Here is a 22,539-nt window from a genome sequence, read left to right as displayed (position 1 = left end):
GCCTGCCCCAACGGCGTTGCCCTCAAACTCTCTCCGCCAGCGAGACGGTGAAAATGCCCCACTGGTCGATGCGCTGTTCGATCTTGCGGAAACCGGCTGCGGTGACCAGCTGGTCCATTTCCTCTTGCGTGCGCCGCCGCATCACCCATGCCTGACCGCCGCGATGAGAGGTGAGCGCGCGGGCAATCATCTCCAGCTGTGGATGCCATGGCTGGTTGGTGTAGACGAGCAGACCGCCGGGCTCCATCGCGCTGGCGACCCCCTCGAGCGAAGCGGCGATCATCTGATTGTCGGAAAACAGCTCATACAGGCCGGAGACGATCGCGAGGTCCGGAGCCGGCGTGATTGCGGCCAGCCCCCCGCCGTCAAAGGCATCCTGCTGGCGGAAGCTCACAAAATCACTGAGGCCGCGCGCGGCGATGCTGTTGCGGCCGGCCTCGACGTTGATGAGGGAATAATCCTGCAGCCGCACGCTATCGGGACGCACTGCAGCGGTCTCGATAGCATCAAGGACATATCGCCCGTGCCCGGCCGCTATGTCGAGCATATGAGTGCTGCGGCCGGCGGCTTTCAGGCGCTGCAGCCCGTGGTCGATCAGTTCCTGCAAATGCAGCTTGCGTTGCCTGATGCCGCGCCAGCCGACCGCCTCGAGGAACACCCGGTCGATCAACCGCCCGCCGGGACCGAGCCCGCGCGGCTTGTTTTCGTAGACGTAATCGAGCGTCGAGCCGGAATCGAAACCCGTCTTGACGCCGGTCCTTATGCCTTCGGACAGCAGCGCGCCGATCCTGATGTTGAGGCGGCTGAGCGCCCAGTACATGCCGCGTGCGGATGTTGCATCCAACGGGCTCGCGAGCCGGTCGGCTTCGTCCTTGGTATAGCCCTGGACATGGGCGGTGCGCAGGTCGGCAGGCGCCCGGGGCTCAGCGAAACGCGCATCGATAAAACGACGGATTTCGGCCAGCGCAATCGCGCGATCCTTTTCGCCGAGCGTGTCGTGGTAGAAGCCGGCAAACACGTGCCGTTCCTTGATGCGGCTGCCGAGGTTTTCGTAAAACCGGTGCTGCGGCGTGTGTCGTACCACCCAGTCGCTGCCGGAGATCAGCAACTGGGTCGGAACGGTGATGGCGCGGGCGTCGTCGACTACGCGGGCCGCCGCCTCGTAGAGCTGCAGCAGAATGTTGGAGGCAATCGGCCGCGTGATCAATGGATCGGATTCAAAAGAGGCAATACGCTCGGGATCATGCGTCAGAAACTTCGCCTTGACGTAAGAATTGACGAAGAATGTCCCCTTGAACTTTTCCCAGAGCGCAATGCCTTCCTTGGCGAAAGGCACATAGAGCTTGACGCTGAAAGCCGGTGAGGCCAGCACCAGCGCGCGGATCGGCGGCGCATAGTCGTGCACCCAGGTGGCGGCAAGGACGGCGCCGACGCTCTGCGCAATGACGGCGATGTCTTCGACCGCAGTACCGCTGGTCTCGCTGACATGGCGGACGAAGCAATCGAGATCACGCGCCGAGGCAGCGAAGGATGGCGAATAACCGCGCTCTCCCGGCGAACGTCCGTGACCGCGCGCGTCCCAGGCGTAGAAGGCAAAATCATCGAGGCCGAGCTCGGTGGCGAGATGAGCGACGCGGCCGCTATGCTCGTGGCCGCGATGGAGAAGAATGATGGCGCCCTTCGGTGAAGCACCGGTCGCAGGCCACGTCCGATAAAACAGTCGAGTCCCGTCATGCGATGCGAATTCGGATTCATGCATGGGTCTGGTCGTCGAGGACGGTTGCTCGCTGTCGGTAGTCTGCAGCACGGTCGTCTCCAATTCTGATCAGTGGATAGGTTGCATCTATTGCCGGCAACAGTGAGTTGCTTTCATTGCAAAAGTCTAGCTGCAAATGATAAGTCCTTTGGGTGAGCCGATTTGAAGTGCGGGCTTTCCCACAGCTACGATGATCCGCACGGACCCAGCCGGGATAGACTGTTCAAATGCCGCGAAATTCCACTGAGGTACCATGTCTGTTTATCAATTGAAGTCCCGGTTTCAGAATATTCTTCGCCCCCTGGTGCGCTCGCTTGCGACACGAGGTGTTACCGCCAATCAGGTGACTTCTGTTGCTGCCGCCGTCTCGGTTGCACTTGGGCTTTTCCTCAGCGTCGCCCCGCTTCCGCATTGGTTCGTGTTGGTGCCTGCATGGTTTCTACTGCGCATGGGCCTCAATGCCATTGACGGCATGCTCGCGCGCGAACATGGGCAAAAGAGCATTTTGGGCGCCTATCTCAACGAGATCGGTGACGTCGTGTCGGATGCCGCCCTTTATTTCCCGTTTGCGCTCATCGATCCGAACGATCTGATGCCGGTCATGGCTGTCATATTCCTCTCGGCACTGACGGAATTTGCCGGCGTCCTGGGTCAAACGGTTGGGGCAAGCCGGCGTTATGACGGGCCGCTGGGCAAGAGCGACCGTGCGGTGCTTTTCGGCGCGCTCGGCATCTTTGTCGCCGTTGGCGGCACGTTTGCCGCATGGACCTCATGGCTTTGGGCCGTGGTGGCCCTGCTTCTCGTATGGACCACCATCAACCGTATCAGCGCCGGTATTCGGGAGTCGCAAACGGCCACCCGATAGAAAGCGCGGAGCCGATCGGCCGCCCGTTCTTTCACTGGCAGTGTATTTCGAAACTAGTGTTGAACGCTGCTTCTTACGAGTTGCTTGGTTGGCGCTTCTTCCAAGCCACTCTCCGCCTAACGACCTATTAAATACAGCCTCTATTTTTTTCCGCTCCCTTGAAAGCAAAAAAGCGGTGCTTTATGTCTTAGTCATGGCAAACGTGAGCAAGACACAGCATCCATCGCAGTTGCGCTACGTGCTGGCACCGGATGATCATGCCCGCCAGGCGCTTGATGACACCATCGCCGCCTACCGCAGGATGATCGACATCCTCGCTGAAATCATCGACGACAAGGCAGGCGCCAATCTCGTCGTCCTGCACGACCTTGCCTATGAAACCGTGCGCGAACAAACGGGCCTGCCGGCACGGCTGGTCACACTCGGCCTTCGCGATTTCGCTGCCAATCGCGGCATGATCGTCGACCCGCCGCAAATGCCCCTCGACGACAAGCTCTTCGCCATCAAAGGCCCTTCGGATCTGACCATCGCCACCGTGCATGGACGCGTTGCCGTGCCCTTCGATGTCGCCGGTTATTCACGGGGATGGGAGAGCATTTTTCCGGCCTACCTCGTTGCAGAGCCGGATTACGAGATCCATATCGGCGTCACGCCGAATTCCGCTCGGATGGAGGAAAACATGACGAATGAAGGCATTCTATCCCGCATGGGCCGTCTGATCGCGGGCATCGCGAATGCAGCGGTCGACAAGGCGGAAGGCATCAACAAGATCGCCGTCATCGAACAGGCGATCCGCGAGATCGACGCTGCGGCTGATGAGGCCCGCACCGATCTCGGCAAGGCGCGCGCCGAGGAATATCGCATCCAGAGCCGCAGGGACGAGATCGTCGGAGATATGAACGCGCTCGACGGAAAGATCCGCCTCGCCGTCTCTTCCGGGCGCGATGATCTGGCAAAGGCCGGCGTCGCCCGCCAGATCGATCTCGAATCCCAGATCGCCGCGCTCGACAAGGCGCTGGCCGATGCCAGGCAGCAGCTGGACGAAGGCCAGAAAGCCCTACAGGCCGTGCTCGCCACGCGCCGCGAGGCCGACGCCCGCCTTGCCGATTTCAAGCGCAGCATCGCCAGACATCCCGAGGACGCCGCTACAGGCCATAGCCGGCCCGCGCCGGGCGCCGATGCTGCCCGGGCTGCGGCGGCGGTGTCGCGGCTGACCGGCGTTCCATCAGGCGACCATATCAACAGCTCCGAACTGGATGAACTCGACCGGCTGCATCGCGAACAAGCGATCGAAGCACGCCTCGCACGCTTCAAGGCGGATAACCGGTAACGCCGATGGCACTTCTTTTCGCCCCTGAATGTGCCCCCTTCGCCATCGCCGCCGCCGTGCTCGCAGGCCTGACCGCGATCGAGATGCTCGCGACCGTCATGGGTTTTTCGATCATGGAATTTCTGGGAAAACCGGATTTTCATGGCCATGACGGGTTTTCGGGCTATCTGTCCTGGCTCAACGTCGGCGGCGTTCCCCTGCTCATCCTCATCATGCTGGCGCTCGGCTTCTTCGCCATGACGGGCTTTGCCATACAGGCCGTCGCCAACGCCTTCTGGGCGCCGCTTCCCGCCGCCGTCGCCGCCGTTCCCGCCATCTTGGTCGCCGTGCCCATGGTCAGGGCGTCGAGCAGAACCGTGGCGCGGCTCGTTCCACACGACGAGACCTATGCCGTCGATCTCGACACATTGATCGGCCGGACCGCCGAAGTATCGCTCGGCCCGCTTGATCAGGGACTGCCGGGGCGCGTCCGCGTCAAGGACCAGCATGGAAACTGGCACGTGCTGAGAGCCAAGGCCGCCAGAGATCAGGAGCCTCTCAAGGTTGGCACGGAGGTTCTCCTCGTCGATCGCACGGCAGATGTATTTATCGCCATTCCCGCACTGGCGGACCCCGCCGCAGCGGACAATCAATCTTTCAGGGAGCAGCCATGATGTATGACATTATTCTACCGGCCGGCATTGGCATCGTTCTGATCTTCGGCATCGGTTTTGTTCTCGCCTCTCTCTATACGCGCTCCAGCCGCGACGAGGCCTATGTGCGCACCGGCCTCGGCGGCCAGAAGGTCGTGCTCGACGGCGGCTCCGTCGTCCTGCCGATCTTCCACTCCATCGCCAGGGTCAATCTGAAGACACTGCGCCTCGAGGTTCGCCGCGGCGAAGGCGATGCGCTGATCACCAAGGACCGCATGCGCGTCGATATCGGCGCCGAATTCTACGTCCGCGTTAAACCCGACGCTTCGTCGATCGCGCTGGCCGCCCAGACGCTCGGCAGCAGCACCAACGACGCCGAGGCGCTTCGCATCTTGATCGAAGCGAAATTCGTCGACGGCCTTCGCTCGGTGGCGGCGACCATGAATCTCGACGCGCTGCAGGAACAGCGCATGGATTTCGTCAAGGCCGTGCAGGAAGCCGTCGGCGCCGACCTCCAGTCGAACGGCCTCGAGCTTGAATCCGTGTCGCTGACACGCCTCGACCAGACCGACATCAAGCATTTCAACGCTAACAATTTCTTCGACGCGCAGGGGCTGGCGGCGCTGACCCGCATCACCGAAGGCCGCAAGAAGGAGCGCAACGAAATCGTCCGCGACACCGAAGTCGCCATCGCCCAGAAGGACCTGGAGGCCCGCCAGCAATCGCTGGCCATCGAGCGGACCAAGCGCGAAGCTGAACTCAACCAGGAACGCGACATCGCCAACAAATCCGCGGCGACCCGCGCCGAAACCGCACAACAGGAACAGGCGGCCAAACGCGCCGAGGAGGAAGCCCGCATCGCCGCCGAACAGGCGATCGCCGAGCGCGAGGCAGCCGCCAAGCAGGCCCGCGAAAGCGCAAACATCGATGCCGCCCGCGCCGTCCAGCAGCGCGATACCGAAGCCAAGCGCGACCTTCAGATCGTGGCGCAGGAAAGCGCGATTGCCGTCGCCAACAAGAGCCGTGAAGAATCCGAAGCCAAGGCCACCGCCGAAATGGCCCGCGCCCGGGCGATCGCAGCGGAGGAAAAGGTCGGCACCGCCAAGGCGATCGAAATCGCCGAGCGAGAAAAACAGATCGCCGTGATCGATGCCCGCAAGACCGCCGAAACCGAAGCGACCGCCGTCACCGTCGGCGCCGAAGCCGAGAAGCAGGCGGCGATCGACCAGGCGGAAGCCATCAAGACGCTTGCGACCGCGGAAGCCGATGCGGCGATCATCAAGGCCAAGGGCATTCTCGAAACCGGCCGGGCTCAGGCCGAAAGCGAGGCGCTGCTCAACGAGGCCCGCAACAAGCTCAGCCAGACCATCATCGAGTTCGAAATCACCCGCGAGCGTATCCGCATCATTCCCGAGGCGCTCGCCGAAGCGGTCAAGCCGATCGAGAAGATCTCCGATATCCGCATCTTCGACACCGGCGGCATGCTCGGCCGCGGAAACGGCGCGAACGGTGAAAACGGCATTGGTCTCGGCGACGGACTGGCCGGCCAGTTGCTCTCCTATCAGGCCAACAAGCCGATCCTCGACAAATTATTGAAGGAGGCCGGCTTCGACGGCGACAACGCCATCTCATCCCTGCTTGGAACTCTCGATGGAGCAAAACCGACAATCCCAGCCGCGGCTCCGGCAAAACAGGCAATCCCGCCCGCCACTCCGGTAAAGCCCGTAGCATCGGCCGCGGCTCCCGTACAAACGATCGCTCCTCACGCGCCCGAGAAGGATTGATCGCAGCGCAGGTAGGGCCGGGCTATCTCACCCAGCCCGTTGCAAGCGCACTGGCCCAGTCGGCACGGCCCCTTTCGGCGGCCAGTGCCGACTGGGCCATGTGGTCGTAGGCGACAGTTCGGAACTGCCACATCCATCCGGCTGCCGTCTTTTCCAGGATAGCGTAGCTCGCCAGCGGATGGCCGGCTTCGACCTTGTGATAATAGGGCAGCACATCGTCATAGGCGGGGCAGCCCACACTGCCGGGATTGACGATCAGCCGGCCGTCCGAGAGTCGGACGGCACGGGGAATGTGGCTGTGGCCGCAGAGGATCAGCGGCAGGTCGATGCCTTCGGCGAGCGCCTCGATCGCTTCGAACGGCTTGAAGAAGACTTGCCCCTGCGGCGAAACGGACTCCAGCCAGTAGAGATTGTCGTCTTTCGGCGTCGCATGGCAGAGATAGGCCTCGCCGCGATATACGGCATCGAACGGTAGACCCCGCAGCCACTCGAGGTGGGACGGCGTCAGCTGCCGGTAGGCGGCAGCATCCGAGGCATGCATAGAGGCGGGATCCTGCTCGATCAGATAGCGGTCGTGATTGCCCCGAACCGAGGTCAGCCCGAGAGGTGTCAGCAGGTCAGCCGTTCGGCCTGCCTCCAGCGGCCCGCTGAAGAAATCGCCGAGATTGACGACGTCCTCGATTCCATGAGCCCGGATATCGGCAAGCACCGCCTCGAGTGCAAGATGGTTGCCGTGAATATCGGCGATTGCAGCAAACCTCATTTAGCTGCCGCGATAAGTTGAATAGCCGTAAGGCGAAAGCAGGAGCGGCACATGGTAATGCGCCGTGACATCGGCGATGCCGAAGCGGATCGGCACGAGATCCAGGAAGGCCGGATGCGGCAGCGGCGTGCCGCAGGCCCTGAGATACTCGCCGGCGTGGAAGACCAGCTCGTAGATGCCTACGTGAAAATTTTCGCCCGCAAGGATCGGGCCACCGTCGACTCGGCCGTCCGCATTGGTCTCCACCGTTTTCAGATGTCTGCGGATATCGCCGTCGAGCTGGAAAAGATCGATCCTGAGCCCATTGGCGGGCTTGCCAAGGGCGGTGTCGAGCACATGTGTCGTCAGTCCGGTCATGGGGCTGGCTCTTTGATGACATAGGGGGGGTCGAAGAAGAATTCCTCCAGATTATTGCCAGGGCCGTCGCGGTCGACGACCAGGAAATCGGAGGTTTGGCCGAGCGCCATCAGCGGATGATGCCACACATTGCGGCGGTAGTTTACACCCTGGTCTCCGCGCGCGAAAAACACCTGCGGCCTGCCCGGACGTCCGCCATCGTCCTCGGAGACGACGACGAGGAATGGGCGGCCGGAGATCGGCGAGAAACTCTGACTGCCGAAGGGATGGCGTTCCATCATGTCGACGTCATAAGGGAAGCTGCGCGGCTGGCCGCGAAAGAGATTGATGATGACGCGCGCGCCCTCGCCCGCCGCCTCCGCCGTGGCCAGCGCATGGAAGCGTTCGGTCGTGCCGCCGTTGATGAGCCGCATCGAGGCTGGATCGGCTTCGATCACTTCGCCGAAAGGAGCAAAGGCCGATCTGGTAAGCGGGCGGATATCGAGAAAATCAGCCAATGGGTTCACTCACCTTCGGCGTGCCAGTGACGAATAGCGTCGATCTCGACGAGAAGTTCCGGCAGCGTGCGATAGGTTGCATCCCAGATGTCCGGGGGATCGAGGGCGAAGACGTCTTCCAGGATACGGTTGCCCGTTCCGCAGATTTTCGTCCACGGCAGAGTGGGATGCTCGGTTGCGAATTCCGGATGGGCTACGAGCAGTCGGGAAGCAGCCGCGCCGATAGTGAAGTGGCAGAAGGCGACCGCCTTGAAGGTGAGATTATCCTCGGCGAAGGCCGCCTCATCCATTCCGCCCACGAAGTATAGTGCTTCGGCTGCCGCCTTCTGCATTTCATTGAGATAGTCGATAGCACGAGGCTCGTTCATTTGCCCTCCGGCAACATCGATGTCAGGCGCAGCAGCGCGATCCGTTCGACCTGTGTCGTGGCGGTCGCGAATTCTTCATCCAGGTCATTGCCGATCCGCCTTTCGAAGGCCGAAAGGATATCGTCCTTGTCGAGCCCTCTGACGGCGATGATGAAGGGAAAGCCGAATTTTTCGACATAGGCTGCATTAAGTTCGGTGAAGCGGGCATGTTCGGCCGGGCTCAGCCGATCGAGACCGGCGCCGGCCTGCTCCTTGCGGCTGTCCTCCGTGAGTTCGCCCGCTATCGCCAGACGCCCGGCAAGATCGGGATGGGCACGCAGCACGCCGAGACGCTCCTCCCGGCTTGCTGCACGGAAGACGGCGGCAAGAGCCGCATGCACGCCTGATGTCGTCAAAGGCTCCCTCAGACCCCCGGCGTCATAGGCGCGTTCGGCGATGAAAGGCGAATGCTCGAAGACGCCGCCGAAGCGGGAAACGAAATCCTCGCGCGACAACATCAGAGCGCATCCGGCTGATGATTCTTGTGCCAGTGCTCGGCGATCTCGATGCGGCGCGGAATCCAGACCTTGTCATGCTTCAACACATATTCGATGAAGCGCTTCAGAGAGGCTGCCCGGCCCGGACGCCCGACGAGGCGGCAATGCAGGCCGACCGACATCATCTTCGGGCTGCCGTCCTTGCCTTCCTCGTAAAGCGTGTCGAAAGCGTCCTTGAGATAGGTGAAGAACTGGTCGCCGGCATTGAAACCCTGCGGTGTGGCAAAACGCATGTCATTGGTTTCGAGCGTATAGGGGATGATCAGGAAGGGTTTCCCGTCGACGCCCTTCACCCAGTAAGGCAGGTCGTCGGCATAGGAATCGGAGGAATAGAGGAAACCGCCCTCTTCCTGCACCAGTCGCAGCGTGTTGTCGGAAGGCTTTCCTTGATACATCCCGAAAGGCCGCTCGCCGGTGAGTTCGGTGTGCAGGCGCACGGCTTCGAGGATATGCTTGCGCTCGAGATCCTCGGGGAAATCCTTGTATTCCAGCCAGCGATAACCGTGGCTGGCGATCTCCCAACCGGCCTCCTTCATGGCCGCGACGGCTTCGGGGTTGCGCGCCATCGCCAGCGTCACGCCATAGACGGTCGCCTGCACCTTGAGACCCGTGAACATCCGCCAGAGCCGCCAGAACCCGGCGCGCGAACCATACTCGTAGATCGATTCCATGTTGAGATTGCGCTGCCCCGGCCAGGCCGCCGCACCGACAATCTCCGACAGCAGGTTTTCGGAAGCCGGATCGCCTTCGAGGATGCAGCTTTCGCCGCCCTCCTCGTAATTGATGACGAACTGCACGGCGACGCGGGCGTCGCCCGGCCACTTCGGATCGGGCGTCTGACGCCCGTAGCCGACGAGATTGCGCGGGTAGGTCTCGGATACCATCAAATCACCTTCTGAAAAGACGAAGGAACGGTATCATCCGCAGCCGGAATGTCGAGACGGAAACTGCATAGGAGAATTTCTCTTTTCAACACAACGACTTAGATCGACATCTGCTCAGGCGATCCTGCGCGCGCTGACCTTGCCCATCGGGTGGAGCGAGTGAACGCGGAAGGGACCGCCAGTGCCCTCCTCGATCATCAAAGCCACATTCGAAACGATCACCGGCTCCCTCAAGACGGGCTCGAAGATCGTTCCCAGCACTGGCTCGATGCGGGGCATGTCGATCGTGTTGATGGGGCCTGTCACCGGCATATGGAAGCGGAACTCCTCCATCACATAGGGATTGCCCCAACGATGCAGATTGGCGAATTGCGCCGCCGACAACCCGTCGGGATCGCTGCGTTCGATATCGGCTTCACTCAGCGGCGCCCGGAAACGATCGAACTCCTGAACGATCGCCGAAGCCAGATACTGGATCCGCTCACAGGGGGCGCTCGGCACCAGGCTGTAGAAATTGCCGAGCCGGGCGATTTCGAGACCTGGGATCTGGAAGGGAGCATATGTTCCGGCAAAACGCATAAGGTCGCGCAGGAGTTGCGATTCGGACGTCTCGGCGGAGAGGTGAAAAGGCGCTTTCAGAACGCCGTGAAAACCATAGCGCCGCGGCACCGCAGTATAAAAGGCGATCTCATGAATGCCGAGGCCGCGGACGGCCGGAGGCTCCACCATATCGCCTGAAAACACGTTTCGGCCAAGCCAATTAGCGGCCACGAGCGACAAGGGGTCGCTCGCCGGAGGCGTAAAGCAAATGGCATAGCGCATGCAATTTCCTCCATGAAGGAAGTGAGCGCCGGGGAAATCCGGCGCTGCCGATGCGCAAGCAGATAGGTGATTTGCATGACAGAATAACGAAACGCAGCTGTATCTAATTCACGTTTAACGTGAAGCGACAGCGATATGGCTTGATATCGCGAAGCTTTCCGGCAGCGAAAATTCGCAATCTGTGTCGCCTGCCATACAAACCGCAGCCTCCGCCAGCCGATGGGCCAGCCCGAAGCTCACCTTGAAACCGCCGGTCAGTGCGATTAGTCGGGGATAGATGGGATGGCGGCCGATCATTGGATCGCGGTCGATGGCTTTCGGGCGAAGCCCCGCCCAACGTTCGATGACAGGGGCGCTGCGGAGCGCCGGCACGATCGCCCGCGCCGCCTCGATCAACGCGTCGAGCTGTGCATCGGTCGAGAGGGGGTCGTCGAAACGGTTCTCGCTGGTGCTGCCGACCGCCGCATGCCCCCCCTCATGCGCGACGACATAGAGTCCATCGAGGAAGATCGTCGGCAACGCCGGGTCGACATCTGCTTTCAATAGAGCCGCCTGCCCTTTCACCGACTGGCCGAGCGGCTGCTTCAAGCCCGGCGTCAGCCGCTGCAGCGCGGGAAAGGACTGATGGCCGGCGGCCAGGATGCAGCGGCCGAACGTGATGATTTCGCCGCCGATCTCGGCCGTCCCGCGATCGGGATTGAGATCAGCGACAACAGCATTTTCCATGATGCGCACATGTTTTGCCCGCCGCAGCAATGCGATGAGCGCTGAGATCAAGGAGCGGGGCGCAACACGGGCGGCGAGCGTATCGTGCACGAAGCCACTTTCGCCGGCAGATGCGTCAGGCCAACCATCGACCGGCGGCCTGTCGATGACATTCCAGTGGAAGCGGCGTTCGCCGGTCCGCCAATGGCGCTCGGAATCTTCGGAATGGCCGCGGGCGATGCGGTTGAGATGCGGTTTCGGCAACGGGATCAGCCGCCCCGACCTGTTGTAGCCGGCCGACAGCCCGGTTTCTGCTTCAAGCGCCGCAATTTCGGTTTCGAGCGAGACCAGCGCATCGAACTGGAATTGCTTTTTCTCCGACCACCGGTCCGGCATATGCGGCATCAGCGCGCCGAGCAGTCCGCCGCTCGCGCCTCCGCCCAGTCTGCCGGCGTCGGCGAGGACGGTGCTGATGCCGCGGCGTTCGGCATGAATGGCCGCCCAGAGACCCATGATGCCGCCGCCGACGATCAGCAAGTCGCAAGAAGATTGACCGGACGTGGGCTGAGGACTATCGGCTTTTTCCATGAGAGACGTGAACCCCGATGAGATTGGCGCGGGCGCGCCGCAGCCGCTCGAATGGCGCGACGGCGATATGCCCTATTCCACCGCCTTTGGCGATCATTTTTATTGCCAGACCGATGGCCGTCTGGAATGCGGCCATGTCTTTCTCGCCGGCAACGGCCTGCCGGAGCGTTGGCACGGCCAGCGGGATTTTGCCATCGGCGAACTTGGCTTCGGCACCGGCCTGAACTTCGCCGAGACCTGGCGGCAGTGGAAGCTCCATCGCGCAGACGGCCGGCACCTGCATTTCATTTCCTTCGAACTCCATCCGATGCGCGGTGAAGAGATCGGCCGGGCGCTCTCGCATTGGCCGGAGATTGATGCGGAACGTGAGGCGCTGACCGCAGCCTGGCCTCAAACACCTGCTGGTACCGTCTCGCTCGATCTCGATGGCCAGACGCGGCTCAGCGTTGTCTGCGGCGCGGCACTTGACGGCGTCGCCGCGGCAAAACCCGGCTTCGACGCCTGGTATCTCGACGGTTTCGCGCCCTCGCGCAACGGCGACATGTGGTCGGAAGAGCTGATGCGTGAGGTCGCCGAAAAGACTGTGACCGGCGGCACCTTCGCAACTTACGCCGCAGCCGGCTTCGTGCGCCGCAACCTCATCGCCGCCGGCTTTGCGGTCGAACGCCGCCAGGGCTTCGCCGGCAAGCGCGAAATGCTCTGCGGCATTAAGGCAACCGCTCGGTAAGCCCTACGACTTCCATTCGATGGAGATCAGTAACTCGTGCGCTCCGGCTGCAGCTCATCCCTGCCGAGCCATTGCCGGATCTTCTCCTCCAGAAGTTCCGGGCTGATCGGCTTCGACATGTAATCGTCCATGCCGGCGTCGAGGCAGGCTTCGCGGTCGCTTTCGAGGGCATGGGCGGTGACGCCGATGATCGGCACCCGGTGGCCCTGCCCCTTCTCCCTTTCGCGGATCGTCTGGGTCGCTTCATGGCCGTTCATGACGGGCATCGAGACGTCCATCATGATGATGCGTGGCGTGTGGCTTTCCCAGGCGGCGACGGCCTCCTGCCCGTTGTTGACGACCAGGAAGGAGAGGCCCGTCGACTGCAGTATCTGGGTGAAGACGATCTGGTTGACCTCATTGTCTTCGGCAACCAGCACGTCGACGAATTCGGCCGCCCGCTTTTGCGGCTCGGGCGCAGTTGCAAGTGCAGACGCCGGCACGGCCGCTTCCGCCCGCAGCCGGGCGATATCGGCTTCCGACGCCTGTTTGACACGGCGGGCGCGGACGACCTCGACGACAGTATTGCGCAGCACGTTGGCGCGTGCCGGTTTCATCAGATGCGCATGGCCGTTCAGCGCGGCGAATTCCTTTTCCGTGCCCGAAATATCCATCGACGTGAGGAAGATGATCGGCAGCTCGACGAAGCGGGGATCGGCGCGCAGCCGGCGCGCGACGTCGGCGCCGTTCATGTCGGGCATGTGATAGTCGAGCACGACGGCGTCGACGGTGACCCCGAGATCGGCCGCTGCCTCGAGGATCGCCAGACCGGTGCCGCCACCTTCGGCAGCCACTCCGTCAAAGCCCCAGAGCGAGAGCTGCTCGGTCAGGATGCGCCGGTTCACTTCATTGTCGTCGACGACGAGGATGCGCGCGCCCTGCACATTGATCGGCAGCGGCTTCGGTTCGAGGCGGGCGGCCGCCACCGCAAAAGGCAGGTTGACGGTGAAGACCGAGCCCTTACCCCATTCGCTCTCGACATTGATATAGCCGCCGAAGAGATCGACGAGGCCGGCGGTGATCGCGAGGCCGAGCCCCGTTCCCTCATGCCGGCGGGTCGACGAGGTGTCGACCTGCGAAAACTTTTCGAAGACCGATTCGAGCTTTTCTCGGGGAATGCCAATTCCGGTATCCTCGATGCGGATGATCGCCATGATCTCCCCGCCGGCGATCGTCTCGAAGCCGACATCGACGAAGACATGGCCGCGCTCGGTGAACTTGACGGCGTTGCCGACGAGATTGGTGACGATCTGGCGGAAACGCCCGGCGTCACCAATCACCGCGGCCGGCAGATCGGGTGCAGCCCGCACCAGCAGTTCGATGTTCTTCTCGGCGGCATGCGAGGAGAGGAGTGTCGCCACGTCCTCCACCGCTTCGGTGATATCGAAGGCGGCTTTGCGCAGTTTCATCTGTCCGGCATCGATCTTCGAAAAGTCGAGGATGTCGTTGATAATAGTCAGCAGGGCATTTCCCGACTTGACGATGATGTCGATGAAGGTTTTCTGGCGCGTGTCGAGATTAGTCTTGGCCAGCAGTTCCGCCATGCCGAGCACACCGTTCATCGGCGTGCGGATCTCGTGACTCATATTAGCAAGGAATTCGGATTTGGCGCGGTCGGCGGCTTCGGCGCGCGACAGGAGCTGGCGCAGTTCCTCCTCGCGGCTCTTGAGCTCGGTGACGTCGGTGAAAAGCGCCACCCAATGCTGTCCCTGGCTGACCGTCGCATCCATGTTCACCCAGCGCTCGCCACCGACATGGAAGACGGTGGAAATTGGCTGCCTGGCTGCGATATTCGCCCGCCACTCCTGCAGGATCTCATCCGCCGCATCGTGGAAATCGCCGCGTGCCGCGCAGAATTCGAACATGCCGAGCCAGCCCTGGCCGGCCTCGATATAGTGCGCCGGGATCTGCAGGATCTCGGCCATCGCCTCGTTGGACATTTTGATCATGCCGTCCTGGACGATGGCAAGGCCCTGCGACATGGCATGCGTCGCATCCCGCATCATTTCGCCGAGCCGCTCGAGGGCTGCGCGCGTCTCGTGGATTTCCTTTTCCCGTTCGCGCACCGCAGAAATATCGGCATAGGTGAGCAGAATGCGCTCGTTGGAGATGCGGCGGCTGTCGAAGATCACGGATTTGCCGCCCGCCCAGCCAAGCTCGATCGGCTCGGGCTCCTCGGCTTCGAACAGATGTTTGCGGAAGGCGTAGATCTCTTCCGGCGTCTGTGTCCCGTCGTAGCGGCCGAGCTCGTCATTACGGCGGATGACGTCGATGAACGGGCGGCCGTCGAAGCGATCGTCGAGCGGCAGTTCCCAGATGCTGTAAAATTCGTCGTTGACGTAGAGAATCCGGTGGTCGTTATCGAGGATCAGCACGCCGATCGGCAGCGAACGCAGAATGCTCTCGATGTCCCGATGCAGTATTTCTTGCTGTTTGCGCGATTCAATCAGCGCCTTCTCGCGTTCCTTGAGCGGCGAGATGTCGGAAAAGGAGCCGACGACATAGGTTCGCCCATCCGCCGTTATGACACGGTTGACGCGCGAGATGACGGGATACACATGGCCGCTATTGCTCGGCATCTCGCTTTCGAGCTCCACCGAAATGCCGTCCCTGAGCGCCAGCAGGTTTTCCTGGTAGATCGCCTCAGCACCTTCCGGCCCGAACATTTCGTGTTCGGTCATTCCCAGATATTCGGAGCGGGCGCGGCCGCTGAAGGTTTCATAATATTTGTTGGCATAGACCAGGCGGTGCTTGTCGTCGCGGACGAAGACCGCCACAGGCAGATCCTCCAGGACGGTGCGGAGAACGTCGAGTTCATTGACACTCTCTCCCCAGGCCGATTCCTCGGCGGCCACAGGCGTCGCGCCGTTGCGATAGGCTGCATTGACGACCAGCGGGCGTCCGTCGGCTGCAAAGATGCCGATCGGGTGATCGAGGTTCTCTAGTGCCTCGCGCACTTGGGCGAGATCGGCGGCACTTCCGAAATCGTTTACAGTCTTAGAGCTACCGGCAATCCCGGGCTTGCCGGCAATCCTCCCAAGAGCAACGGCACTGCGTTCGCGCGCTTCGAAGATGCCGAGCACATAAATCCGCTCCGGCGACGGCGAGAAGCTTTCGATCTGAATGCGCTCGTGATCGAGGCCAGCGGCATCGAAACAGATGGCATTTTCCTCGGTGCCGAACACCAGCGCGCGGCGCTCCTTGTCCTCGCGGTCCTCTTCCTCGGGGCGGTCGAAGAGTTCGCGGCTGCGCCTGCCGATGAAATCGGAAATCTCTCGGCCCAGGAAATCGGCATAGGCCTCGTTGACGGCGACATAACGCAGCTCGCTGTTCTTGACATAGGCCGGGGTGTCCAGATCGGCGATCCGGCGGCAAGCCAATTCCAGAATGTCCCCGGCTGATTTCAAGAAATCGTCGCTCCCGCAATGAATGGAATATCAACGACAAAGACTATAACGCCAAGGCTTTTAACAAGGTTTTAACCATAAATTTCGAAGGTGGAATTTTACAATCGGCGTACAGACCGGAGAGGCGCCGTATGCTGCACGAAACCGAAGGGATGACTGCAGCAACTGCGGCCGGCCGCAATCCGCTCTTTACTCCTGGCTGTCCATTGAAATCATGACTAAAATTTAATGCGGGCCGCCCTTGTGCGGCCATCGCTCCGCCGCGATCCGGGCGGAGTCTGGCCATGGCTTTATAGAAGCCAGTCTAGATAAGGAAGTTACCATGTCCGTTCTTCATAAGACCATGGCGACGGGCCTGATCGCGCTGACCTTTGCCGGCGCCTCGCTCGCCACTGCCACCACCGCCGATGCCCATCCGCGCGATGCCTTCTTTGGCGGCCTTGCGGCCGGCGTCGTCGGCGGCGCCCTGCTGTCGGAGGCCGCCCGCCCCGCCTACCCCGTCTATCCGGCTTACCCTGTCTACCGTCCCTACCCCGTCTATCGGACCTATTACCGGCCGCACTATTGCCACCTCGAATGGCGTTACGACCGCTGGGGCGAGCCCTACCGCGTGAAAGTCTGCCCGGAATAGCAAGACCGCATCCGGCGCCGCTTGACCTCCCGGCGGCGCTGGTCCAATCCTCCCGCAGGAGAATCAGCATGCCGGAACCGCTCAAGAAACTGCTGCATGAAGCGCTCGTCGGTGATATGGCCGATCACATTGCGGCCCATGCGCCCGCCTTCGACCGGGAACGTTTCGTAACTCTGGCGACCGATGGCCTCGCAGCCCTGGAACTGATGGAGCGCTCCGCATTGATCCGTGACGCGCTGCTTGCCACGCTTCCCGGAGATTTTCCTGAAGCAGCCTCTATCCTCAAGGCAAGCCTGCCGGCCGCCGACACGCCGGGACTCTCCGGCTGGATGCTGCTGCCGGTCAATCAGTTCATCGCCGCCCGCGGCCCCGATCATTTCGATCTCGGCCTCGACCTCCTCAAGGCGCTGACGCCGCATTTCACCGGCGAATTCGGCATCCGGCAATTCATCCATCGCGACCAGCAACGTGCGCTCGCCACCATTTCCACCTGGGTCGGTGATCCCGACCAGCATGTGCGCCGGCTGGCGAGCGAGGGAACGCGGCCGCGCCTGCCTTGGGCCATGCGCCTGCCGCAACTCGTGAAAGACCCCGCACCGATCCTGCCGATCTTGACCGCGCTGATGGATGATCCGGAGGATTATGTGCGCCGCTCCGTCGCCAACAGCTTGAACGACATCGCCAAGGATCATCCAGATCTGGTCGCCGCCTTTATCGCCGGCCATATCCACGGCGCGTCCGCCGAGCGCCGCCGGCTGCTGAAACACGCCTCTCGCACGATGCTCAAGAAAGGCCATGCGCAGGCGCTTGCCAATTTCGGTTTCGACGCGGCAACCGCGCTGACATGCGAGCTGCGCCTTCAGAACGGCGAAGTGGTGTTTGGTGAACGGCTGGATTTTGAAATCCGCCTGACCAATTCAGGCGAAACCGCGCACTCACTAATGATCGACTACGCCATTCACCACATGAAGGCCGACGGCTCGCTCTCGCCCAAAGTCTTCAAATGCAAGACGGTCACGCTCGCGCCGGGGCAGAGCCACGCAATCGAGCGCCGCCATGCCATGCGGCCGATCACGACGCGGCGCTATTATCCCGGCGAGCACCGCATCGCCGTGCTCGTCAATGGCGCCGAAAGCGCATCGGAAAGTTTCGTCCTCAGAATACCGTCGCCCGACCAGGGCTAATGCCTTTTTGTGCGCTGCACTTGACTTTCCACGCAAACTAGCCCAAATGCGGCTCAGCTTTCACCCTTCCGGCCGCCGCGTGAGCGTGCCCCTGCTCAAAATACGAAACGCAGGAAGAAGGGACAAAAGCGCATTTCGACAGAGCGCCGCACTCTCAAGAGCGGCCAGAAGCGCTGGAAAGCTTTTTCCAACTTGCAAGTTCCCACTTCACGCGGGGTTCTTGACGCCAGAATGAAACCGGATCGCATGGTGCGTTCCGGCGCTAGTCGTTGTGGCGCCCCGAAAGGTTATGCCTTGACTAATTTTGAATCGCTTGGTGTCTCCAAGCCGATCGTCGCCACCTTGTTCCAGCTCGGCATCGAAACGCCGACGCCGATCCAGGAACAGGCCATTCCCCTCCTCATTTCGGGCCGCGATCTGATCGGCCTTGCCCAGACCGGCACCGGCAAGACCGCCGCCTTCGGCCTGCCGCTCATCGAAAAGCTGCTCGCTGACGAGCGCCGCCCCGACAACCGCACGACGCGGACGTTGATCCTGGCGCCGACCCGCGAGCTGGTGAACCAGATCGCCGAGAACCTGAAGAAGTTCATCCGCAAGTCGCCGCTGCGCATCAACGTCGTCGTCGGCGGTGTGTCGATCAACAAGCAGCAGCTGCAGCTCGAAAAGGGAACCGACATCCTGGTCGCGACCCCGGGCCGCCTGCTCGATCTCGTCAATCGCCGCGCCATCACGCTGACGACGGTGCGCTATCTCGTGCTCGACGAGGCCGACCAGATGCTCGACCTCGGCTTCGTGCACGACCTGCGCAAGATCGCCAAGCTGGTGCCGAAGAAGCGTCAGACCATGCTGTTTTCGGCCACCATGCCGAAGGCGATCGCCGATCTCGCCGGCGACTATCTCGTCGATCCCGTCAAGGTCGAAGTCACGCCTCCCGGCAAGGCTGCCGACAAGGTCGAGCAGTATGTCCATTTCGTCGGCGGCAAGAACGACAAGACCGAACTGCTGCGCAAGTCGCTGACCGAAAATCCCGACGGCCGCGCCATCGTCTTCCTGCGCACCAAGCACGGTGCGGAGAAGCTGATGAAGCACCTCGACAATATCGGCTATTCCGTCGCCTCGATCCACGGCAACAAGAGCCAGGGTCAGCGCGAGCGGGCGCTGAAGGCCTTCCGCGACGGCAGCATCAAGACGCTGATCGCGACAGACGTCGCCGCCCGCGGCATCGACATCCCGGCCGTCAGCCACGTCTACAACTACGACCTGCCCGAAGTGCCCGACGCCTATGTTCATCGCATCGGCCGCACGGCGCGCGCCGGCCGCGACGGCATCGCGATCGCCTTCTGCGCTCCTGACGAAGCCAAGCTGCTGCGAGATATCGAGCGCCTGATGGGCATCGACATATCAGTTGCCAGCGGTGAACCGCCGGCACATATCAGCGCCGGCGGCCCGCGCCGAGGCAACGGCAATGGCAACAACCGCAATCGGGGCGGCAGCCAGGGTCGCGGCGAAGGCCGCGGCGATGCCAACCGCTCGGAGCATCGCGGCAGCCGCCAGGAACGCCGCCCGCGCCGCGAAGGCGAAGGCGGCGAAATCCGCGCCGGCGGCGAGGAGCGCCGCGAGCGCCGTCCTCGTCCCGAACGCTCAGGCCGTAACGAGGACTTCCGCGGTCAGCGCCGCGGCGAAGCAGCCCCGGATTTCGGCCCCGACAACGATCTGGCCTCGACCTCCGATTTCCGCCCGGCAAAGCCGCAGCGCCCTGCGCATAACGGTCCCAATGGCCATCATGCCAATGGCGAACCGAGCGGCCATCACCGCGGCAACGGCCGCCACGCTCACGGCCGCCCGGCCCGCAAGCACGGCGAAGACCGTGGACCGCATCAGGCTCAGGGCGGCGAACAGCGCCGCGACGGCAATGGCGGCAACCGCCGCGGCGGCTCGGGCTCTCGCAATGGCGGCGGCCAGCGCCGCGAACGCGCCTGAGCGCCGATTAATTCAAAGGAGAAAAGGCCGGACCTTCGGCCTTGAATATTAGGAGGCCGGAGCATCTGGTGGGATGCCCGGCCTTTCTCATTGTAGTGACGACAACACTGCGACGGCAGTACTCGGTCACGTTTCCCGGTTTCTGCCCGCACCCAGTTGACGAGATCGAAGCCTTCGCAGCGCCGGCGGGAGCCTTGCGGTATCAATGCGCTGTGAACCCGCCGTCGACGGGCAGCGTGACGCCGCAAAGAACCTCGCCGCGAAGCCGGACCGCTTGCGTCCCGGACGTTTGAGACCTAAATTGGCTCCATGCTTGACCATCCGTCCCGGCCATTGTCCCCGCCATCTATCCCAATGGATGCCCTGAGCGAAGTCCTGCAAGACTTTCGCTTGAGTGGAGTCAATTATGGACGCTGCGAGCTCAGGCATCCATGGAGCATCGCCTTTCCGCAACAACAGCTGCTTCGTTTTCACTTCGTCAGCCAGGGTTCATGCTGGATCCATACCGAAACCCACGGATGGCAGGCGTTGAACGATGGCGATCTGGTGCTGCTGCCGCAAGGTAACGCACACCGGTTGGCGAGCGCGCCTGATGTTGAGGGCGACTCGCTTAAAAGTTGCCAGATTACAAAATTGGGCAGCAACGTCTGCGACGTCGTGCGGGAAGGAACGGGCGCCACCAGCACCCTTTTCTGCGGTTCCATGGCTTTGGGCGCCCATGCGCTTAATCCGTTAATCGCCTTGATGCCCCCAATCATCAAGGGCTGCGATGTAGCCGGTAATGACCCGATCGTGGGCCCCCTGCTGGCCGCTATGTCGGCCGAGGCGACACAACCCCAGATGGGAAGTGCGACGGTCTTGTCGCGTATGGCGGACTTGCTCGCTGCGCGGCTTATCCGTTGCTGGGTCAACTGCAGCGGAGCCTCGACCACCGGCTGGCTCGCTGCCATCCGCGATCCCCAGATCGGTCGTGTGCTGGCGGCCATGCACCGAGATCCCGGCCATAACTGGACCCTTGAAAGCCTCGCTGGTGTGGCAGGCCAGTCGCGCTCGATCTTCGCCGAGCGCTTCAGCGCTATCTTGGGAGAAGGCGCGGCACATTATCTCGCCCGTCTGCGTATGCAGCTTGCCCGCGATTTGTTGGCGCAGAACGGCATGTCGGTCGCCGAGGTAGCCTCACGATTGGGCTATGAGTCCGAGGCGTCTTTTGCGCGTGCCTTCAAGCGCGTCACCAACCTTTCACCGGGGATTGTGCGTCGCACAAATTCCGGACGGACGGACATGGATTTCGGATTTTAAGACACATATCATCCTGAAAACTTCGTCTATGAAATCTCCGAACACAGGAGATCCATCTATGACGGACACAACATCACAATTCGACGAGGCTGCAATCGGCCTGGAGACGGCTGAACCATCCGCGTGGAGCGCGGCCACTTGGTTTGCCGTTGTTTCGATGGCGGCCACCAGCTTTGCACTGGTATCTGCTGAGTTCCTGCCGGCGGGACTGTTGACGCCAATGGCGCGCGATCTCGGCATTTCCGAGGGAACGGCCGGACAGGTCGTCACCGCCACCGCTTCCGTCGGAGCTGTGACGGCCCTTTTGAGCAATGTTCTTATCGGCAGACTGAACCGCAAGGTGGTGCTGGTCGGTCTCAGTGCGTTGGCAGTCGGCTCCAATATACTCGCATCTTTAGCGACCGATTTTTGGCTGTTGTTGTTGGGCCGGGCTGGGCTGGGCATCGCGTTGAGCGGCTTTTGGGCGCTTTCCGTGGCGGTCGTGGCGAGGCTGGTCGGCGCCAACGCGACAGGTCGGGGCATGGCTATCGTCACCCTCGGCGTTTCGCTCGCCACGATAGCTGCACCATCAATGGGTGCTTTGATCAGCGATTGGCTGGGATGGCGCAGCGCCATGGCGATGACAGCCGGGCTTGCCGCGCTTGCCATGCTGCTGCAGGTGCTCAGCTTGCCGACGCTCCCGGCAAGCACAAGCAACAGTCTCGCTGATGTTTTCCGGCTGACACGACGGCGCGGTGTTCAACTGGGAATGCTTGCTATCCTTTTGCTGATGACGGGACATTTTGCCGGATCGGTTTATGTGCGTCCCTTCCTTGAACAAGTGACGCTCCTTGAAACCAGATCGATCGCCCTGGCACTGCTCGGGTTTGGCATCGCCTCGGTGATCGGCAATCTTGCCGGTGGCCGGATGGCCGACGCGAGCATCCGCATAGCGCTCGCAGTCACGGCGGTGTTGATGGCTTTTGCCGCACTCGCTCTGTTGCTTTGGGGCGCTCATACCGCCGTCGCGTTTGCGCTCGTTGCGCTTTGGGGCTTTGCCTTCGGCATGGCGCCGGTAGTGCTGCCGACCAATCTTTCCCGCGCGGCCGCCGACGCTCTGGAGGCGGCGGGCAGCCTGATGGTCGTCTCCTTTCAGGTGGCCATCAGTAGCGGCGCGATTTTTGGCGGCTATATCGTCGACCACTACGGCGCTGCGGGACCATTGACGCTCACCGCTCTCCTGGCGGCGTCGACGGTTGCCTTGGCGCTGCTGCAGCCCCGCAGCTGATCGTCGCTTGCTGCTTGATGGGCCGAGTAGCGCTCTACGACGCTCTAGATATGAGGTCGTCGGCAATCGCCGGCGACCTCGCTCAGTTGAGGTTCAAGCCATCCGATTGTTCGACCTT

General features: G+C 62.1%; 20 protein-coding genes. 10 read left to right on the top strand and 10 right to left on the bottom strand.

All coding sequences use genetic code 11. The features are described 5' to 3' along the window. Positions 1–22: 22 nt before the first annotated feature. The gene (locus FHT70_RS05130; RefSeq protein ID WP_183699361.1) at positions 23–1,807 is read right to left on the bottom strand and encodes a bifunctional alpha/beta hydrolase/class I SAM-dependent methyltransferase; all 1,785 of its coding nucleotides are present in this window, start codon (positions 1,805–1,807) and stop codon (positions 23–25) included. Between the two features lie 202 nt (positions 1,808–2,009). Here FHT70_RS05130 and FHT70_RS05125 point away from each other — a divergent pair, with 202 nt between their 5' ends. The 4 genes from FHT70_RS05125 (at position 2,010) to FHT70_RS05110 (ending at position 6,367) form a co-directional block, all read left to right on the top strand. After that, positions 2,010–2,621 carry a CDP-alcohol phosphatidyltransferase family protein gene (locus FHT70_RS05125; protein WP_097597017.1) on the top strand — a complete coding sequence of 204 codons (612 nt, stop codon included), beginning with the start codon at positions 2,010–2,012 and terminating at the stop codon, positions 2,619–2,621. 193 nt (positions 2,622–2,814) lie between these two features. After that, entirely contained in the window at positions 2,815–3,951 is a 1,137-nt protein-coding gene (locus FHT70_RS05120; RefSeq protein WP_183699359.1) for a PspA/IM30 family protein, read from the top strand. Between the two features lie 5 nt (positions 3,952–3,956). Beyond that, positions 3,957–4,604 (top strand): OB-fold-containig protein, encoded by a 648-nt coding sequence (locus FHT70_RS05115; RefSeq protein ID WP_097597019.1) that lies wholly within the window; start codon positions 3,957–3,959, stop codon positions 4,602–4,604. After that, positions 4,601–6,367 carry a flotillin domain-containing protein gene (locus FHT70_RS05110; protein ID WP_183699357.1) on the top strand — a complete coding sequence of 589 codons (1,767 nt, stop codon included), beginning with the start codon at positions 4,601–4,603 and terminating at the stop codon, positions 6,365–6,367. The genes FHT70_RS05115 and FHT70_RS05110 overlap by 4 nt, the downstream gene beginning before the upstream one ends. A 22-nt stretch (positions 6,368–6,389) precedes the next feature. On the opposite strand, the gene FHT70_RS05105 is transcribed toward FHT70_RS05110, so the two are convergent. The 8 genes from FHT70_RS05105 to FHT70_RS05070 form a co-directional block, all read right to left on the bottom strand. Continuing rightward, positions 6,390–7,130, bottom strand: coding sequence for a metallophosphoesterase family protein (locus tag FHT70_RS05105; protein WP_097597021.1), 741 nt, complete (start codon positions 7,128–7,130; stop codon positions 6,390–6,392). Further along, complete coding sequence (uraH, locus tag FHT70_RS05100) at positions 7,131–7,487, bottom strand: hydroxyisourate hydrolase (RefSeq protein ID WP_183699355.1); 357 nt, start codon at positions 7,485–7,487, stop codon at positions 7,131–7,133. After that, positions 7,484–7,984, bottom strand: coding sequence for an ureidoglycolate lyase (locus FHT70_RS05095; RefSeq protein ID WP_183699353.1), 501 nt, complete (start codon positions 7,982–7,984; stop codon positions 7,484–7,486). Before FHT70_RS05095 ends, uraH begins: the two co-directional genes overlap by 4 nt. Before the next feature lie 5 nt (positions 7,985–7,989). Further along, on the bottom strand, positions 7,990–8,352 hold the full coding sequence (locus tag FHT70_RS05090) for a HepT-like ribonuclease domain-containing protein (protein WP_183699351.1): 363 nt from the start codon (positions 8,350–8,352) through the stop codon (positions 7,990–7,992). Then, the gene (uraD, locus tag FHT70_RS05085; protein WP_097597024.1) at positions 8,349–8,849 is read right to left on the bottom strand and encodes a 2-oxo-4-hydroxy-4-carboxy-5-ureidoimidazoline decarboxylase; all 501 of its coding nucleotides are present in this window, start codon (positions 8,847–8,849) and stop codon (positions 8,349–8,351) included. Before uraD ends, FHT70_RS05090 begins: the two co-directional genes overlap by 4 nt. Next, the gene (gene puuE / locus FHT70_RS05080; protein ID WP_085779000.1) at positions 8,849–9,772 is read right to left on the bottom strand and encodes an allantoinase PuuE; all 924 of its coding nucleotides are present in this window, start codon (positions 9,770–9,772) and stop codon (positions 8,849–8,851) included. The genes uraD and puuE overlap by 1 nt, the downstream gene beginning before the upstream one ends. Positions 9,773–9,886: 114 nt before the next feature. Next, positions 9,887–10,594, bottom strand: a complete 708-nt coding sequence (locus FHT70_RS05075; protein WP_183699349.1) for a DUF1045 domain-containing protein — start codon at positions 10,592–10,594, stop codon at positions 9,887–9,889. Positions 10,595–10,708: 114 nt separating this feature from the next. Further along, complete coding sequence (locus FHT70_RS05070) at positions 10,709–11,887, bottom strand: FAD-binding oxidoreductase (protein ID WP_183699347.1); 1,179 nt, start codon at positions 11,885–11,887, stop codon at positions 10,709–10,711. On the opposite strand from FHT70_RS05070, the gene mnmD reads away from it, so the two are divergent. Beyond that, positions 11,886–12,614, top strand: coding sequence for a tRNA (5-methylaminomethyl-2-thiouridine)(34)-methyltransferase MnmD (mnmD, locus tag FHT70_RS05065; protein WP_097597027.1), 729 nt, complete (start codon positions 11,886–11,888; stop codon positions 12,612–12,614). The genes FHT70_RS05070 and mnmD overlap by 2 nt on opposite strands. A 26-nt stretch (positions 12,615–12,640) precedes the next feature. Here the strand turns inward: mnmD and FHT70_RS05060 are convergent, their stop codons facing one another. Continuing rightward, complete coding sequence (locus FHT70_RS05060) at positions 12,641–16,060, bottom strand: response regulator (RefSeq protein ID WP_183699345.1); 3,420 nt, start codon at positions 16,058–16,060, stop codon at positions 12,641–12,643. A 322-nt stretch (positions 16,061–16,382) separates the two neighbouring features. Between FHT70_RS05060 and FHT70_RS05055 the strand changes: the two genes are divergently transcribed. From FHT70_RS05055 to FHT70_RS05035, 5 genes are all read left to right on the top strand, one after another. Beyond that, the gene (locus FHT70_RS05055) at positions 16,383–16,691 is read left to right on the top strand and encodes a hypothetical protein (protein ID WP_183699343.1); all 309 of its coding nucleotides are present in this window, start codon (positions 16,383–16,385) and stop codon (positions 16,689–16,691) included. Between the two features lie 68 nt (positions 16,692–16,759). Continuing rightward, a complete protein-coding gene (locus tag FHT70_RS05050) occupies positions 16,760–17,875 on the top strand; it encodes a DNA alkylation repair protein (protein ID WP_183699341.1) in 1,116 nt (371 codons plus the stop codon). A gap of 246 nt (positions 17,876–18,121) precedes the next feature. After that, entirely contained in the window at positions 18,122–19,855 is a 1,734-nt protein-coding gene (locus tag FHT70_RS05045) for a DEAD/DEAH box helicase (protein ID WP_183699408.1), read from the top strand. A gap of 309 nt (positions 19,856–20,164) precedes the next feature. Further along, positions 20,165–21,154 carry an AraC family transcriptional regulator gene (locus FHT70_RS05040; protein WP_183699339.1) on the top strand — a complete coding sequence of 330 codons (990 nt, stop codon included), beginning with the start codon at positions 20,165–20,167 and terminating at the stop codon, positions 21,152–21,154. Between the two features lie 58 nt (positions 21,155–21,212). Further along, positions 21,213–22,421: an MFS transporter gene (locus FHT70_RS05035; protein WP_183699406.1), complete on the top strand. Its 1,209-nt coding sequence runs from the start codon at positions 21,213–21,215 to the stop codon at positions 22,419–22,421. Positions 22,422–22,539: the final 118 nt, after the last annotated feature.

It is taken from the genome of Rhizobium sp. BK049 (genome assembly GCF_014193135.1).
In the GTDB taxonomy this organism is placed as follows: domain Bacteria; phylum Pseudomonadota; class Alphaproteobacteria; order Rhizobiales; family Rhizobiaceae; genus Rhizobium.
Note: the sequence above shows the minus strand (reverse complement) of the source record. Positions and strands in the feature narration are given on the sequence as shown.

What these genes read in the sequence shown, in the direction of transcription:
- FHT70_RS05115 (WP_097597019.1), top strand. Translation starts at nt 3,957, where the DNA reads ATGGCACTTCTTTTCGCCCCTGAATGTGCCCCCTTCGCCATCGCCGCC.
- FHT70_RS05110 (WP_183699357.1), top strand. Translation starts at nt 4,601, where the DNA reads ATGATGTATGACATTATTCTACCGGCCGGCATTGGCATCGTTCTGATC.
- uraD (WP_097597024.1), bottom strand. Translation starts at nt 8,849, where the DNA reads ATGTTGTCGCGCGAGGATTTCGTTTCCCGCTTCGGCGGCGTCTTCGAG.
- FHT70_RS05125 (WP_097597017.1), top strand. Translation starts at nt 2,010, where the DNA reads ATGTCTGTTTATCAATTGAAGTCCCGGTTTCAGAATATTCTTCGCCCC.
- uraH (WP_183699355.1), bottom strand. Translation starts at nt 7,487, where the DNA reads ATGACCGGACTGACGACACATGTGCTCGACACCGCCCTTGGCAAGCCC.
- FHT70_RS05075 (WP_183699349.1), bottom strand. Translation starts at nt 10,594, where the DNA reads ATGCGCTATGCCATTTGCTTTACGCCTCCGGCGAGCGACCCCTTGTCG.
- FHT70_RS05045 (WP_183699408.1), top strand. Translation starts at nt 18,122, where the DNA reads ATGGTGCGTTCCGGCGCTAGTCGTTGTGGCGCCCCGAAAGGTTATGCC.
- FHT70_RS05055 (WP_183699343.1), top strand. Translation starts at nt 16,383, where the DNA reads ATGTCCGTTCTTCATAAGACCATGGCGACGGGCCTGATCGCGCTGACC.
- FHT70_RS05050 (WP_183699341.1), top strand. Translation starts at nt 16,760, where the DNA reads ATGCCGGAACCGCTCAAGAAACTGCTGCATGAAGCGCTCGTCGGTGAT.
- FHT70_RS05070 (WP_183699347.1), bottom strand. Translation starts at nt 11,887, where the DNA reads ATGGAAAAAGCCGATAGTCCTCAGCCCACGTCCGGTCAATCTTCTTGC.
- FHT70_RS05090 (WP_183699351.1), bottom strand. Translation starts at nt 8,352, where the DNA reads ATGAACGAGCCTCGTGCTATCGACTATCTCAATGAAATGCAGAAGGCG.
- FHT70_RS05105 (WP_097597021.1), bottom strand. Translation starts at nt 7,130, where the DNA reads ATGAGGTTTGCTGCAATCGCCGATATTCACGGCAACCATCTTGCACTC.
- FHT70_RS05120 (WP_183699359.1), top strand. Translation starts at nt 2,815, where the DNA reads ATGGCAAACGTGAGCAAGACACAGCATCCATCGCAGTTGCGCTACGTG.
- FHT70_RS05040 (WP_183699339.1), top strand. Translation starts at nt 20,165, where the DNA reads ATGCTTGACCATCCGTCCCGGCCATTGTCCCCGCCATCTATCCCAATG.
- FHT70_RS05035 (WP_183699406.1), top strand. Translation starts at nt 21,213, where the DNA reads ATGACGGACACAACATCACAATTCGACGAGGCTGCAATCGGCCTGGAG.
- puuE (WP_085779000.1), bottom strand. Translation starts at nt 9,772, where the DNA reads ATGGTATCCGAGACCTACCCGCGCAATCTCGTCGGCTACGGGCGTCAG.
- mnmD (WP_097597027.1), top strand. Translation starts at nt 11,886, where the DNA reads ATGAGAGACGTGAACCCCGATGAGATTGGCGCGGGCGCGCCGCAGCCG.